General features: G+C 65.1%; 8 protein-coding genes and 1 riboswitch. Of the genes, 6 read left to right on the forward strand and 2 right to left on the reverse strand.

Translation table 11 applies throughout. The annotated features are described in order from the left end of the window. Positions 1 to 338, forward strand: a 338-nt coding sequence (locus BW39_RS24620; protein ID WP_043824766.1) for an ATP-binding domain-containing protein, incomplete at its 5' end; no start/stop codon positions are given. An 18-nt stretch (positions 339 to 356) separates the two neighbouring features. On the opposite strand, the gene BW39_RS24625 is transcribed toward BW39_RS24620, so the two are convergent. After that, entirely contained in the window at positions 357 to 1,019 is a 663-nt protein-coding gene (locus tag BW39_RS24625; RefSeq protein WP_043824767.1) for a glutathione S-transferase family protein, read from the reverse strand. Between the two features lie 119 nt (positions 1,020 to 1,138). Here BW39_RS24625 and BW39_RS24630 point away from each other — a divergent pair, with 119 nt between their 5' ends. From BW39_RS24630 to BW39_RS24645, 4 genes are all read left to right on the forward strand, one after another. Next, positions 1,139 to 1,498, forward strand: coding sequence for a hypothetical protein (locus tag BW39_RS24630; protein WP_012202456.1), 360 nt, complete (start codon positions 1,139 to 1,141; stop codon positions 1,496 to 1,498). Positions 1,499 to 1,595: 97 nt separating this feature from the next. Beyond that, positions 1,596 to 2,108 (forward strand): copper chaperone PCu(A)C, encoded by a 513-nt coding sequence (locus tag BW39_RS24635; RefSeq protein ID WP_013800288.1) that lies wholly within the window; start codon positions 1,596 to 1,598, stop codon positions 2,106 to 2,108. Positions 2,109 to 2,250: 142 nt separating this feature from the next. Further along, complete coding sequence (locus BW39_RS24640; RefSeq protein ID WP_043824768.1) at positions 2,251 to 3,210, forward strand: PhaM family polyhydroxyalkanoate granule multifunctional regulatory protein; 960 nt, start codon at positions 2,251 to 2,253, stop codon at positions 3,208 to 3,210. 76 nt (positions 3,211 to 3,286) lie between these two features. Then, positions 3,287 to 4,522, forward strand: coding sequence for an FIST signal transduction protein (locus BW39_RS24645; RefSeq protein WP_034397936.1), 1,236 nt, complete (start codon positions 3,287 to 3,289; stop codon positions 4,520 to 4,522). A 23-nt stretch (positions 4,523 to 4,545) separates the two neighbouring features. Here BW39_RS24645 and BW39_RS24650 read toward each other — a convergent pair whose 3' ends face one another. Continuing rightward, positions 4,546 to 5,877 carry a D-amino acid dehydrogenase gene (locus tag BW39_RS24650; protein WP_012202460.1) on the reverse strand — a complete coding sequence of 444 codons (1,332 nt, stop codon included), beginning with the start codon at positions 5,875 to 5,877 and terminating at the stop codon, positions 4,546 to 4,548. A 92-nt stretch (positions 5,878 to 5,969) separates the two neighbouring features. Then, positions 5,970 to 6,080, reverse strand: a riboswitch (glycine riboswitch). Positions 6,081 to 6,733: 653 nt separating this feature from the next. Here BW39_RS24650 and BW39_RS24655 point away from each other — a divergent pair. Beyond that, the coding region (locus tag BW39_RS24655; RefSeq protein WP_052155422.1) for an invasin domain 3-containing protein at positions 6,734 to 15,646 on the forward strand (8,913 nt) is incomplete at its 3' end.

Here is a 15,646-nt window from a genome sequence, read left to right on the forward strand (position 1 = left end):
GGTCACAGGGGGGCACGCAGGGTGGGCCCGGGCAGCCGCTGCGCGTGTACTTCCTGCAGGGTGACGAGCTGCGCTCGGTCGGTGTCAGCCGCCTGGCCCATGTGGAAACCGCCTTCGCCATGACGGTGCACAAAAGCCAGGGCTCGGAGTTCGAGCACACGGCCCTGGTTCTGCCCTCGCGCGGCGGCAGCGTGCTGGGGCGCGAGCTGGTCTACACCGGCATCACGCGCGCCCGTCAGGCCTTCTCGCTGTTCTCCGAGGTGCCGGGCCTGCTGGCCTCGGCCGTTGGCAGCCCCACGCAGCGCGCCAGCGGGCTGCTGCGCTGGCTGCAGGACTGAGGCGGGCAGGGCGGCGGCTCAGGCCGGAGTCTTGTCGCTGGCGTAGCGGGACATCATCAGCGCCGTATTGGTCTTGCGGTCGGCATTGACCTGCTGCACCGTGGGCCGCTCGGCCATGCGCGCCAGGTACTCGCGCACAGGCAGGTCGGCCAGCACGTCGCGCCCGCCAACGATCTTGCTGGCCGCGCTGACCAGGGGCAGGTGGACGATGGCGCAGCAGTCGGCCAGCGTGAAGCTGTCGCCCGCCACAAAGGGTGAGAAACGCGCGAGTTTGGCGAAGGCCGCCACGTTCTTGTCGAGCTGGGCCAGCGTGCGCTCCCGGGTGGAGTCGCTGACCTGGCCGCCGAAGAAGGCCTGCGGGTAGAGGATGCGCGCCACCAGCTCCAGGTGCAGGTCCAGGTACAAGCACAGCTCGCGCACCTTGGCGGCCTCGAAGGCGTCGGCCGGCAGCAGGGAAGGGGAGGGCGACAGCGTCTCCACGTACTCGACCATGGCGGCCGACTCGCACAGGCCACGGCCGTCGTCGATGCGCAGGTACGGCACCTTGCCCAGCGGCGACAGTGCCATATCGGTCTCGCCCAGCCAGTCCAGTTCCTCGTTGAAGGGCAGCTGCTTTTCCAGCAGAGCCAGCTTGACCTTGTTGTAGTAGTTGCTGGCCGCGAATCCGCACAGGGTGAGCATGGGTGTCTCCTTAGGTTGTTTGTGGTGAAGGCGAGGGTGCGCGCCTGTGATGGTAGGGGCGGGCAGGGCATGGCGCGGTCCCGGAGATGACGACTGGGGCAGACCCCTAGAATGGCGCCATGCCGCTTCGCCTGCCCTCCACCTTGGCTGCCTGCGCCCGCTGGGTGCTGGGGCTGTGGCTGTGCGTGGCGCTGGCATCGGCGTTTGCGCCGCTGGCGCGTGCCTCGGGCTGGGAGCGCCTGTGCTCGGCCGCTGGCGAATCGGTCTGGGTGCCATCGCCGGCCGGTCAGGACAATGCCCTTGCCGGAAGCCACGGCATCGACTGCCCGCTGTGCCTGCCCCCGCTGGCGCCGCCGCCCGCCCGGTGCAGTGCGGCCCCGGCACCGCTGATGGCAGATGCGCCGCCACGGGCGCACCCGGCCTCCGTCCACAGCGTGGCCATGCCGGCCTTGCCGCAGGCCCGCGCCCCGCCCCGGTGACTCCCCATTTCAATCCCTGCCTCTTTCGCTTGGCTTTTGTTTTTTGCAAGGCACACAGACCGTGCTGCAACGTATTGAATTTTCTGGAGAAACCGTGATGACACTGCGTCAATGGACCACCCCTTTCCTGATCGCCGCCTCCCTGTCCATGGGCCTGGCCCATGCCCATGCCGATGCGGCCCACGTCAAGGCCGACGCCGCCTGGGCGCGTGCCAGCGTGCCGGGCCAGCAGGCCACGGGCGCCTTCATGCGCCTGACGGCCGAGGAGCCGCTGCGCCTGGTGGGTGTGGAGTCGCCCGCCGCCGGCGTGGCCGAGGTGCATGAAATGAAGATGGAAGGCGATGTGATGCGCATGCGCGCCATCGACGGCCTGGACCTGCCCAAGGGCGTGGCCGTGGACCTGAAGCCCGGCGGCTACCACGTCATGCTGCAGCAGCTCAAGAGCCCGCTGCTCAAGGACAGCCAGGTGCCCATCACCCTGGTGTTCAAGGATGCCAAGGGCGAAACCTCGCGCCTGAGCCTGCAGGTCCCCGTGCGCGCCATGGCGCCCGGCGCGGCGGCTGCCCCGGCAGCGGGCCACGGCGGCGGCCACGCAGGCCATTCGCACTGAGCCAGCGCCATTGCACCGGGTTTGTGCGCAGCCGCATGCGCATGACTTGCCGTGGACTTGGCGTGTGCCTGGGTTAAGCTGGGGGTATGGCCGGCATCCTTCGCCGGCATGCTCTTCCAACCCAGTCCTAGCGAGTGCTGCCATGAGTGACGCGTCCTCCTTCGGTTTCGGCAAGTTCATCCCCGGTTTCGACTTCCTGCAGGGCCTGGCCCAGAGCGCGGGATCGGCCACGGCCCGGCCCCTGGGGCGCCTGCCCGAATGGGTGGCGCCCACGGTGAGCATCGAGGAGGTGGACAAGCGCATCACCGAACTCAAGGCCGTGCAGTTCTGGCTGGATCAAAATGGCAAGGCGCTGGCCGCCACCATCCAGGCCCTGGAAGTGCAGCGCATGACGCTGTCCACCCTGCAGGGCATGAACGTCAGCATGGGTGAACTGGCGCAGGCCTTCCAGTTCCCCGCCGCTGCAGCCGCCACCGCTGCTGCAGCCACTGCGGGCAAAGGCGCCGCCAGCGCGGGGCAGTCCGACCACTCGGACTGGCCCATGTCCTCCGCCGGCAAGGCCGGCAAGCAGGAAAAGCCGCAGGCCGCGCCCGCGCAGCCCCCTGCCGAGCCGCCTGCGGCCGCTGCATCCGCGGATGCCGGCAGCAAGGCCTCCGGCCCCGAGGCTTCTGCGCCCAAGGACGAGCCGGCCCAGGCCGCCGCCATGGGCCAGGCCATGCAATGGTGGGGCGCACTGACCCAGCAATTCCAGCAGATCGCCGCCAAGGCCATGGCCGAGCCCATGGCCCCCGAGGCCGTGGCTGCCGCACAGCGCGCCACCGGCATGGCCGGCGACATCGCCAAGGCCGCCATGGACCGCATGACGGCCCAGGCTGGCGCCTTCGCCGCGCAGGCAGGCAAGGCGGCTGCACCGGCGGCCAAGGCCCCGGCCGGAGCTGGCAAGGCGGCTGCGAAATCGCCAGCCAAGGCTCCACCGAAAGCTCCAGCCAAAGCGCCAGCCAAGGCAGCGGCCAGGAAGACGGCGGCAAAGACCACTGCAAAGACAACAGCCAAGGCACCGGCCGCAGGCAAGGCGCCGGCCAAGAGCCGGCCACCGCGCTGAGCGGGACGGCGGCTCCCATGGATGGTCTAGAGCCCTCCGCAAGCCGGGCGCTGGCAGGGCTAGAAAGAAGGTTGGAATGTCGTTGTTTCCTGTAGGCCATGCCAGCCATTCCGACTGGCGCGCCGCGGCCGATGCGGTGCTGCTGCAACTGCGCTCGCAGATGGCCGATCCGGGCCACGCGCAGCGGCCCCGACTGGGCTTGGTGTACCTGTCCCACGCGCATGCCGCCCATGCAAGGCCGCTGCTGCAGCATCTGGCCAGGGCCTTGCCCCATGTGGCGGACTGGGCTGGCTGCTCGGCCGGTGGCGTGCTGGCCATGTCCCATGAATACCTGTCCGGCTCCGCGCTCGCGGTGATGCTGCTCGATGTGCCGGCCGCGCACTACCGCCTGTATTCGGGCCTGGCGCCCTTGCATGCGCCGGGCGGCGAGGCCGGGTTCACGGCCCATTCGGCCCTGGTCCATGCCGGAGGCGGCCAGCCCGAGCTGGCCGAGTTGCTGTACGAGCTGTCCGAGCGCACCGAGTCCGGCCTGCTGTTCGGCGGCGTGGGCGATGACGGGGACGATGGCGTGGAGGGCGTGCAGATCGCCTGCCGCACCGAGGACCTGCATGCGCAGCATGCGGATGCGCGCGGCATTTTCAGCGGAGGCTTCTCGGGCGTGGCCTTCGGTGCGGGCGTGCCCTGCATCACGGGCATGGCCCAGGGCTGCGTGCCGCTGGGCGAGGGCCTGGAGATCACCGAGGCGCGCGGCGCCCTGGTCACCGGGCTCAATGGCGATCCGGCCTTGCAGCGCCTGCTGCAACTGCTGGGCGTGGAGCTGGAAGGCAGCGACTGGCAGCCCGCGCTGACCACGGTGCGCAGCACGCTGGCGGCCATTGCGCCGCCAGGCCGGGGCATGGCCCACGGCGTGCTCACCGAAGAGGCCCAGGTGCTGACCCTGGTCGGGCTGGACCCGCTGCGCCAGGGCGTGGCCCTGTCATCGGCCGTGGAGGCCGGGCATTCGGTGATCTTCTGCCGCCGCCAGGCCCAGGTCGCGCGCCAGGAACTGCTGCAACTGGGCGCTGCGCTGCGCGATGCGGCGGAGCCCGAGGAGGCGGCGCCCGAAGGCGAGGCACAGCCCCGCATCCGTGGCGCCATCTACATCAGTTGCCGGGGCCGCGGCGGCGGCCTGTTCGGCGGCCCCGATGCCGAGCTGCGCACCCTGCGCCACGCACTGGGCGATGTGCCATTGATCGGCTTCGTCGCCGAAGCCGAGATCATGGACGCCCGCCTGCACCGCTTCGCCGGGGTGTTGACGGTGTTCACTGCCTAGGCGCCGTACACGCCGTCTGAACCTCAGACCGCGCGCGGGCGCACCGTGCCTGCGCTGCGATCCGGGTCCATGGCTGCGGCCCCCAGAAAATCGAAATCCACGGCCGGCTGCCTGCCGCTGACCAGGTCGGCCAGCGCCATGCCGGAGCCGCAGGCATGGGTCCAGCCCAGCGTGCCGTGGCCGGTGTTCAGGAACAGGTTGGCGATGGGCGAGCGTCCGATCAGCGGCACATTGCTGGGTGTGGCGGGGCGCAGGCCGCTCCAGAACTGGGCGCGCCCGGTATCGCCGGCGCCGGGGAACAGCTGCTGCACGCGCCGCACGATGGCCTCGCAGCGCACGGGGTCCAGGTTGCGGTCGTAGCCGTTGAACTCGGCCGTGCCGGCAATGCGCAGGCGGTCGCCCTGCGCGCCCGTGTAGCGCGAGAACACCAGCTTGAACTCATCGTCCGTGAGGCTGACCTGGTAGGCCTTGGCGGGGTCCAGCACCGGCAGGGTCACGGAGTAGCCCTTGGCCGGGTAGATGGGCAGGTGCAGCCCCAGCGGCTGGGCCAGCAGCGGGCTGAACGAGCCCATGGCCAGCACATAGGCGTCGCCCTGGATGCGTTCGTAGCGGCCATCGGCATTGGTCACCTCCACATGGTCGATATGGCGGCTGGCGCCCGCACCCGTGGTGCGCAGCGCCATGACGTGGTGGCCGTGGCGGAACTGCACGCCCGTGGTGGTGGCAATGCGTGCCAGCTCGCGCGTGAAGAGGTTGGCGTCGCCCGATTCATCCTCGGCCGTATAGGTGGCGCCCGCTATCTGCCCGCGCACATGGGCCAGGGCCGGCTCCAGGCGCACGGCTTCGTCGGCGTCGATCAGGCGGCGGTCGCAGCCCAGGGCCTGCATCTGCTCGGTGGGCTTGAGCGCGCCCTCGAACTCGCGGGCGTTCGTGTAGAAGTGCAGGATGCCCTGCATGCGCTGCTCGTACTGGATGCCGGTGTCCGACCGCAGCTGCTGCAGAGCCTCTCGGCTGTAGGTGCCCAGGCGAACGATCTGCTGGATGTTGTGGCGCGTGCGCGCGGGCGTGCAGTTGCGCAGGAAGGACAGGCCCCAGAGCCACTGGCGCATGTCGGCGCGCAGGCGGAACAGCAGGGGGGCATCCTGACGGCCCAGCCAGCCCAGCAACTTCAGCGGTGCGCCGGGGTTGGCCCAGGGCTCGGCATGGCTGACCGAGATCTGCCCGCCGTTGGCAAAGCTGGTTTCGGCGCCGGGCGCAGCCTGGCGGTCGATGACGGTCACTTCATGACCGAGAGATTGCAGATAGTAGGCCGAGGCGGTGCCGATCAGGCCGGCTCCGAGAACGATGACGCGCATGACAATGCCCTTTCAAAGGCATGTGCCGGTCACGCGGAAGCTGGTAGCTATGGATTCAATAGCAAGCAGCCGGCGTCCGTCGTGACGCAGCTGCCGCTCCCCCTGTCCTTGGTACCTGAGAGATTCACCGCCGTCCATGGGAACGGGGCTTGCTCCTTCGGTGCGCCGCATATTGCGTGCGGCGGCTCTCCAGACGGCATGTTGTGTTTGCAGTACGGAACCTGAGCGTGTATGGGAGTTTGCGCCTTCGGTGAGGCTCGGCACCGTGGTGCCCGCCTGCTCTCCTGCAGGGGCGATTCTATGTGGCTTGCGCAGCCGGTTCCAGTCGTACTGGGGATACCACCAGTTACTACCTGTATGTGGTGTGGCCGATTCAGGGTATTCCCTAGATCGCTCAAGCGCCTCCCTCGTAGCGCTGGCACGAGTCTTCGATTTCATGTAAAAAAACTATTGAAATAGAAAAAAACATGATTTAGCCTATCGGTATGTGTGGTGGTTTGACAGCGCATGTTCTGATCGATTGAACCTCCATGGGGTAACCATGGGTTGTATATCTGTCGGATAGGCGACTTACCGTTGCACAGGTGAAGGTCTATGGAAACTGGCCCGCCACTGGAAAAAATACAAGCACGGTGAATATGGTTCGTTGAGGGAGGAAAAAAATGATTTGCATCGCAAACCCGGCTGAAGTTGTGCCCGGCTCAATGGGCAATGGAGCAGTGCGCAAGCGCTGATGGAAATCCACCTTTTTTGATTGACGCGCAGGATCTGCGCGAAACCCTGTTACTTCCAATGTCACCGGTTGCAAGGTGAGTTGTGAGTTCTTGACTCAAATAGAACTATCCGAGGTGCGGCGATGCAAATGCGCTGGGTACAACTGATGGCCATTGCCATTGGGGAAAATATTTTCCTGTCTGATTTCCTTGAAAAAATGGGGAATATCATGCGCGTTCTTGATCGCCTGCCTGGTTCGGTGTTTTTACGAAAATGGCGTGCAGCGAGGTACTTGTTCTCGTTGCTGCTGCTTTCGTGCGCCGGTATTTCATCCACGGCACTCGCGGCGACCATCGTTTTCACGGTCACCGACAACAGCGACGCTCCCAATGCCAATGCAACGACACCAACCACCTGTGTCAGCACGCTGGGAGGCACCTTTGCTGGCGCATGTACGCTGCGAGCTGCCATTCAGGCAGCCAACTACACGCTGCAAACGCTGGATCCGAGTGCCGATGTTTCCATCGTCTTTGCGCCGACACTGTCTACGTCGGTACGAACCATACAGAGTGGGACATCCAAGGATGCGGCCGGAAACCTCCATCCGTATGTCGACAATCAGACGGTTTACGTGCGCTGTGCCAATACATTCGTCAGCGGAGCCCAGTCCGGCGCCGTGACGGGAGCCACCAATGCCTGTGGTCAAACCCAGATGATCAGCGGCGGCGATACGGGCACCACCACTGGTGCCGGTGGTGCCTGGTACTGGCTCAAAGGCACCGTGCCAGCCGGCACGGGCTCATTGACCATCGATTTCGGGGGAGTCATACAAGTCCAGAACTGGGCGGACTCCGCCTGGGAAACCTTTTATCTTGGTGGGAAGAATATCACTCTCACCAATTCGCCCAACATGACCTGTGGCGAAGCGGTATTCGTCGTTGGCTCCTCAGCAAACAATGTCACCATTGATCGCGTCGGCCTGGTGAATGTGGCGCCAACCCCTGCGGGAGAGGGGACGCCGTTCAACTGCGAGCTGTACGCGGAGATTCATCAAGGCGCACAAAACGTATTCTTTGCCAATAGCACAATCAACTCCGCGATATGGAATGGAAATTACGGCAATAACAAGGGCTCGGCTATTTCCGTTGCCGCAAGCAACGGTGCAGGCACGGTTTCCAACATCGTTGTCGATAATTTCACGGTAACGAATCTGCCCAACCCTATCGGGGGAATGCAGCTCGAGCAGTTTTTCCAGGTCATGTCGAACATGACCGTCAACGGATTGACGATCAAAAATTCGAATATCGCACTGAGCCCGACTGGTGGAAATGCGCCCAGGGCCGTGGTGTCGGTTGATGGAACGATCAGCCTGGCCAATGGAATTGGTCTGGCCGTGACGGGTAATACCTTCTCGCTGCCTATCGCCGCCTATACCGGGTCATCGCCAACGCATGTGTCGGCACCAACGGTGAATACGGCAGCCTCAGGCACGACGCAGGTAGTGACGGTGACCGATAACAACTTCACTGGCGGCGGGGACGGGGTGAATATCGGTGGTACGGGTACGGCACCAGGATTGATTGGCAACAACAAGATGACAAGCCAGTCGAGAAGTGCCATTCGTATCACTACGCGTGATTTCTTCAAGATTTCTCAGAACACGCTGTTTTCCGTGCCTGTGGCTGCAAACTCAGGCATCAGTTTGCTGACGACGGGCAATGGACAAACCGGATGGACCCCCACCCTTGGCGTTGGCGCCAGTGACACCGCCGCCTGCACCTGGACATTCAATATCACGGCAAATGCCAATGCGAGCGAGCCGGCACCGTATACGGTGGAAGCCTTTTGGTCGCCGACCGGCGCGGGCGTCAACGATGCGCAGGTCTATCTGGGCTCCGAAACCATGGCCGGAGCCTCGGGAACGCTGACCGTTCCTTCGTATCTCAGCGGCCAGGTGCGGGTCACAGTGACGGACAGCAATTCCGGTGGAGCCCAGACCTCGCAGCTTTCAACGGCGGCAAGCGTCACCGGTTTTCCCTGTGCCCTGAAATCCGGCGTTCTGGCGACGACCAACAATCAACCTGTCGGCAGCAGCGACTTGCTGGAGGTCTACATTGTTGACGGCCAAGGCAATGCCTGGACGGGGGGCAGTGACACCGTTACCTTCGCAGCGCCGCCTGCAGGTGTCACGTTCAATGGCAGCTCCGCCGCAGTCAGCTGCACGACCAACTCCAGCGGAAAGTGCGCGTCTCCCATCAATGCCAGCAGCAGTGTCGCCGGAACATTCACGACACCCGTGACCTTGTCTTCGTCAGTCGCAGGTGCCACGTTCTCCAATCTTCCATTGGGTGGAAGTCCGGTATCTGGCGCAGTGACCTATCAGCCTTCGCCGGTTGCTTACAGCTTCACCGGGCTGCCGGCCAGCACGAGTGGGTCTGAAATCGCCGCGAGTCCGCCATCGATTGCGGCCAACGGCGTCTCCACCAGCACCTTGGCCGTGCAGTTGAAGGATGCTTTAGGCAACCTTGTCACCACCTGTACCGATACGGTGGCCTTCACCCTCAATGCGGGGACGCAAGGCGTTCCTGCCGTCAGCGTCACGGGCTGCAGTGCCGGCATGTATACGGGGACGGTGACATCGCCGGTGCTGGTCGGCAGCGGAACCTTCGGGTTCACCATCAACGGGTCTGCGGCTGTTGCCACCGCAACGGTCTCCTATGTGGCCGCAACGCCGAGCACGAGTGCATCGACGATAGTCGCCACACCGGCATCGATCGTGGCCAACGGCAGCTCCACCAGCGTGCTGCGCGTGCAACTGGTCGATGCCAGCAGCAATCCGATCAACACCTGCACGAACACGGTGGCATTCACCCTGAACGGCGGAACGCAGGGAGCGCCGAGTGTGGGCGCGGCCTCGTGTACCGCCGGCATCTATACGGGCACCGTCACATCGCCCACGGCGGTCGGCAGCGGGATCTTCGGATTCACCATCAACGGCTCAGCTGCAGTTGCTACAGCTTCAGTGAGCTACACGGCGGGTCCGCCAAGTACCAGTGCCTCGACCATCGTTGCGAGTCCGACCTCGATCATTGCCAATGGCACTGCAACCAGCACATTGACGGCGCAGCTCAAGGATGCGTCAGGCAATTCGATTGCGACCTGTGCCAATACGGTGGCCTTCACGCTGAACAGCGGAACACAGGGCTCGCCTGCGGTCGGCGCGGGTTCGTGCAGCGCAGGGGTGTACACGGCAACCGTCACGGCACCTACCGCAGTCGGCAGTGGCACCTTTGGTTTCACCATCAATGGCTCGGCCGCCACGGCTACGGCTGTGGTGAACTACACGGCCGGCTCGCCCAGCAATGGCGCGAATGGAAACCTGATCAGTGCCAGTCCGCTCAGCGTTGTCGCAGACAACACTGCCACGAGTTCGATCAGCGTGACCCTGCGCGATGCCAATGGCAATCCCGCCACGGATACGGTGGCGCACACGATTGTCTTCACCAAAACGGGCGTGGGCACGACCACGCCGGCCGCACCCACATGCACGATCGCGGCCAACGCCAATCCGGCCACTTGCTCCGTGACGGTGAAATCGGCCACGGTCGGCACCGCAAGTTTCACGGCAACGGACAACGGAACGGCCGTGAGCAATGGCAGTCCGGTATCGGTCAACTTCATTGCCGGGCCGCCCAGCAATACAGCCAGTGGCAATCTGCTCAGTGCCACACCGCTCTCGGTGATGGCCGACGGTACGAGCACCGGCACGGTGACCGTCGCACTGCAGGACGCCAATGGCAATGCAACCGTCGATACGGTCGCCCACACCATCGGCTTTGTCCATACCGGCGCCGGCACGCCGTCGGCAACTTCCTGCACGATTGCGGCCAATGCGAATCCAGCGCGCTGCTCCATCACGGTGACATCCACCGTGGCGGGTGCGGCGAGCTTCACAGCCACGGACAACAACGGCACCACCACCCAGAGCGTGGCAAACGGCAGTCCGGCCGTGATCAACTTCACGGCCAATGCCGCCGACCCCGCCAGGTCGGGGGTGCGTACCGTCACCAGTCCGGTCACGGCCAATGGCTCGGCGACAGATGTGCTTGAAGCGTTTGTGGGAGATGTCAACGGCAATCCGGTGGCCGGAAGCGTTGTCACGTTCTCTCCCACCGCAAACATCACCTTCAGCGGTACCTGCACCACCAATGCGGCCGGTACCTGCCAGGTCACCGCCAAGACAACCGTCGCGGGTTCCTACACTTCCGGCGCAAGCATCGCGAGCGGCGCATTGAGCGGCAGCGGCGTCAGCGCCGGTGGCAATACGTACGGTGCGACGGCTGCCTATGTCTTTACGGCAGGTGCCGTCGATCCCGCCAATTCGACCATGTCGGTCGATGTGAACAGCCAGGCAGCCGGTGGCGGCCAGGACGTCGTTTCCGTGGTCACCAAGGATGCGTTCGGCAATCCGGTCATCGGCGTTGCCGTGAACTTCAGCGTGACGCCCGCCGGAGCGGCACCTGCCACCGCCAGCTGCACGACTGCGGGTGCGGCGGCGACCTGCTCGGTGTCGTTCACCAGCGTGACCGCATCGACTTACTCGGCTGCCGCCACGGTGGGTGCAGCTGCCATCGGCAACAGCCCGCAATCGATGGCCTTTGTCGCCGGCAATGCCTCGGCAAGCAACTCGGGCCTGCGTGTCGTGAGCGACAACGCGGCGGCAAATGGCACGGCAACCGATGTGGTGGAAGCGTATGTGCGCGATGCCGGTGGCAATCCCAAGGGCGGCGAGGTCGTCACCTTTGCCGGTGCTGCCGGCGTGAAGCTGAACGGTGGTGCGGCAGGTGCGTCGGCCACTTGCACCACTGGAACAAGCGGCGCAACTCTGGGCATCTGCTCGATCACTGCCACCAGTACAGCAAGTGGTACCTACAGCATCGCCACCAGCATTCCTGCAGGAACCCTGGGTGGCACGTTCACCGTGGGAGCAAACGCGTATTCGCCAAGCGCCGCACAAATTCATTTTGTGAGCGTGGTGAACCTCAGTGTCACCAAGGCCAACCCTGGCAGCCTGGCCGTAGGTTCGCCCTTCAACTACACCTTTACGGTAGCGAATGCGGCGAGCGCCCTCGGTCCTGCCAGCAGCGTGACCATCAAGGATCTGGTGCCTGCAGGTATCCGCATCACGGGTGCGCCGACAGGTGCGAACGTGGCCAGTGTGGACTGCTCGCCCAAGCCCAACACCTTCCCGTTTACGGGCAATGGCAGCACTGTCCTGACGTGCACGGTGAACTTCACGACCTCGGTCGCAGCCGGTGGCAACACCAGCTTCAACCTGCCGGCTGTGCCGACGGCTGTGGGCTCGAGCACGAACACGGCTTCCTATGATCCGTCCGGTGGTACCAGCCCGGTCAATCCGACGGCAGGTTGCACGACGGACTGCTCGTCGACGCCCGCCACCCCAGTCAACCCTGGTTCGCCCACGCTGACGGTCAGCAAGGCCAACCCCGGCAGCTTGGCTGTGGGGACTGCGTTCAACTACGCCTTCACGGTAGCGAATGCGGCCAGTGCCTTTGGTCCCGCCAACAGCGTGACCATCAAGGACCTGGTGCCGGCAGGCATCAGCATCACGGGCGTGCCGACCGGCGCAAACGTGGCCAGTGCAACCTGCACACCCAACGCCTTCCCGTTTGCGGGCAATGGCAGCGCCGTCCTGACGTGTACGGTGAACTTCACGACCTCGGTCGCAGCCGGTGGCAGCACCAGCTTCAACCTGCCGGCTGTTCCGACGGCGGTGGGCTCGAGTACGAACACGGCCTCCTACGATCCGTCGGGTGGCATCAGCCCCGTCAATCCGACGGCCGGTTGCACGACGGATTGCGCATCGACGCCTTCCACGCCGGTGACCCCTGGTACTCCTGCGCTGACGGTCACCAAGGCCAACCCAGGCAGCCTGGCGGTGGGCACGCCTTTCAACTACGCCTTCACGGTGAATAACGCCGCCGGTGCCTTCGGCCCCGCAACCAGCGTGACTATCAAGGATCTGGTGCCTGCGGGCATCAGCATCACGGGAGTGCCGACCGGCGCGAACGTGGCCAGTGCGACCTGCACGCCCAACACCTTCCCGTTTGCGGGTAACGGCAGTTCCGTGCTGACGTGTTCGGTGAACTTCACTGCGGCAGTGGCGGCAGGTGGCACCACCAGCTTCAACCTGCCGGCTGTGCCGACGGCGGTGGGTTCGAGCACGAACACGGCTTCCTACGATCCGTCGGGCGGCATCAGCCCGGTCAATCCGACGGCAGGGTGTACGACAGACTGCGCTTCCACGCCTTCCACGCCGGTGACCCCTGGTACTCCTGCGCTGACGGTCACCAAGGCCAATCCCGGCAGCCTGGCTGTGGGGACTGCGTTCAACTACGCCTTCACGGTAGCGAATGCGGCCAGTGCCTTTGGTCCCGCCACCAGCGTGACCATCAAGGACCTGGTGCCGGCAGGCATCAGCATCACGGGCGTGCCGACTGGTGCAAACGTGGCCAGTGCGACCTGCACTCCCAATACCTTCCCGTTTGCGGGCAATGGCAGCTCCGTGCTGACGTGTACGGTGAACTTCACGGCGGCAGTGGCAGCGGGTGGCAACACCAGCTTCAACCTGCCGGCAGTGCCGACGGCTGTGGGTTCGAGCACGAACACGGCCTCCTACGATCCATCGGGCGGCATCAGCCCGGTCAATCCGACGGCCGGCTGCACAACAGACTGCGCTTCCACACCGGTGACTCCAGTCACGCCGGGCACGCCTGCGTTGACGGTCACCAAGGCCAACCCTGGCAGCTTGGCTGTGGGGACTGCGTTCAACTACGCCTTCACGGTAGCGAATGCGACTGGAGCGTTTGGTCCCGCCACCAGCGTGACCATCAAGGACCTGGTGCCGGCAGGCATCAGCATCACGGGCGTGCCGACCGGCGCAAACGTGGCCAGCGCGACCTGCACGCCTAATACCTTCCCCTTCGTGGGCAATGGGACGGCGATCCTGTCTTGCACGGTGAACTTCACTGCGGCAGTGGCAGCGGGTGGCAACACCAGCTTCAACCTGCCGGCTGTGCCGACGGCTGTGGGTTCGAGCACGAATACGGCCTCCTACGATCCGTCGGGTGGCATCAGCCCGGTCAATCCGACAGCCGGTTGCACGACAGACTGCGCTTCCACACCGGTGACTCCGGTCACGCCTGGCACTCCTGCGCTGACGGTCACCAAGGCCAACCCGGGTAGCTTGGCTGTGGGAACTGCGTTCAACTACGCGTTCTCCGTGTCCAATGCCGGCAGTGCCTTCGGTCCCGCCACCAGCGTGACCATCAAGGACCTGGTGCCTGCGGGCATCAGCATCACGGGCGTGCCGACTGGTGCAAACGTGGCCAGCGCGACCTGCACGCCCAACACCTTCCCCTTCGTGGGTAACGGCAGCTCCGTGCTGACGTGCACCGTGAACTTCACTGCGGCAGTGGCGGCCGGTGGCAACACCAGCTTCAACCTGCCAGCTGTTCCGACGGCCGTGGGCTCGAGCACCAACACGGCTTCCTACGATCCGTCGGGCGGCATCAGCCCCGTCAATCCGACGGCGGGTTGCACGACGGATTGCGCATCGACGCCTTCAACGCCCGTCACGCCAGGCACGCCTGCGTTGACAGTCACCAAGGCCAACCCGGGTAGCCTGGCTGTGGGGACACCCTTCAACTACGCGTTCTCCGTGTCCAACGCTGCCGGTGCCTTCGGTCCCGCCACCAGCGTGACCATCAAGGACCTGGTGCCCGCAGGCATCAGCATCACGGGCGTGCCGACTGGCGCGAACGTGTCCAGTGCGACCTGCACGCCCAATACCTTCCCGTTTGCGGGCAATGGCAGCTCCGTGCTGACTTGCACGGTGAACTTCACTGCGGCAGTGGCGGCCGGTGGCAACACCAGCTTCAATCTGCCGGCTGTTCCGACGGCTGTGGGTTCGAGCACCAACACGGCTTCCTACGATCCGTCGGGCGGCATCAGCCCCGTCAATCCGACGGCGGGGTGTACGACGGATTGCGCATCGACGCCTTCCACGCCGGTGACGCCTGGTACGCCAGCGTTGACGGTCACCAAGTCCAACCCAGGCAGCCTGGCTGTGGGCACGCCGTTCAACTACGCCTTCACGGTAGCGAATGCGGCCAGTGCCTTTGGTCCCGCCACCAGCGTGACCATCAAGGACCTGGTGCCGGCAGGCATCAGCATCACGGGCGTGCCGACTGGTGCAAACGTGGCCAGTGCGACCTGCACGCCCAATACCTTCCCGTTTGCGGGCAATGGCAGCTCCGTGCTGACGTGTACGGTGAACTTCACGGCGGCAGTGGCGGCCGGTGGCAACACCAGCTTCAACCTGCCGGCTGTTCCGACGGCTGTGGGTTCGAGCACGAACACGGCCTCCTACGATCCATCGGGCGGCATCAGCCCGGTCAATCCGACGGCGGGTTGCACGACAGACTGCGCTTCCACACCGGTGACTCCAGTCACGCCTGGCACGCCTGCGCTGACGGTCACCAAGGCCAACCCTGGCAGTCTGGCCGTGGGGACTGCGTTCAACTACGCGTTCTCCGTGTCCAACGCTGCCAGTGCCTTCGGTCCCGCCACCAGCGTGACCATCAAGGACCTGGTGCCGGCAGGCATCAGCATCACGGGCGTGCCGAGCGGTGCGAACGTGGCCAGTGCGACCTGCACGCCCAACACCTTCCCGTTTGCGGGTAACGGCAGCTCCGTGCTGACGTGTACGGTGAACTTCACTGCGGCAGTGGCGGCCGGTGGCAGCACCAGCTTCAACCTGCCAGCTGTTCCGACGGCGGTGGGCTCGAGCACGAACACGGCCTCCTACGATCCGTCGGGCGGCATCAGCCCGGTCAATCCGACGGCGGGTTGCACGACAGACTGCGCTTCCACGCCGGTGACTCCGGTCACGCCGGGTACGCCAGCGCTGACAGTCACCAAGGCCAACCCCGGCAGCCTGGCCGTGGGCACGCCCTTCAACTACGCCTTCGCG

This window comes from Delftia sp. RIT313 (assembly GCF_000632165.1).
Classification (GTDB): Bacteria; Pseudomonadota; Gammaproteobacteria; order Burkholderiales; family Burkholderiaceae_C; genus Comamonas; species Comamonas acidovorans.

What these genes read in the sequence shown, in the direction of transcription:
- BW39_RS24625 (WP_043824767.1), bottom strand. Translation starts at nt 1,019, where the DNA reads ATGCTCACCCTGTGCGGATTCGCGGCCAGCAACTACTACAACAAGGTC.
- BW39_RS24630 (WP_012202456.1), top strand. Translation starts at nt 1,139, where the DNA reads ATGCCGCTTCGCCTGCCCTCCACCTTGGCTGCCTGCGCCCGCTGGGTG.
- BW39_RS24635 (WP_013800288.1), top strand. Translation starts at nt 1,596, where the DNA reads ATGACACTGCGTCAATGGACCACCCCTTTCCTGATCGCCGCCTCCCTG.
- BW39_RS24640 (WP_043824768.1), top strand. Translation starts at nt 2,251, where the DNA reads ATGAGTGACGCGTCCTCCTTCGGTTTCGGCAAGTTCATCCCCGGTTTC.
- BW39_RS24645 (WP_034397936.1), top strand. Translation starts at nt 3,287, where the DNA reads ATGTCGTTGTTTCCTGTAGGCCATGCCAGCCATTCCGACTGGCGCGCC.
- BW39_RS24650 (WP_012202460.1), bottom strand. Translation starts at nt 5,877, where the DNA reads ATGCGCGTCATCGTTCTCGGAGCCGGCCTGATCGGCACCGCCTCGGCC.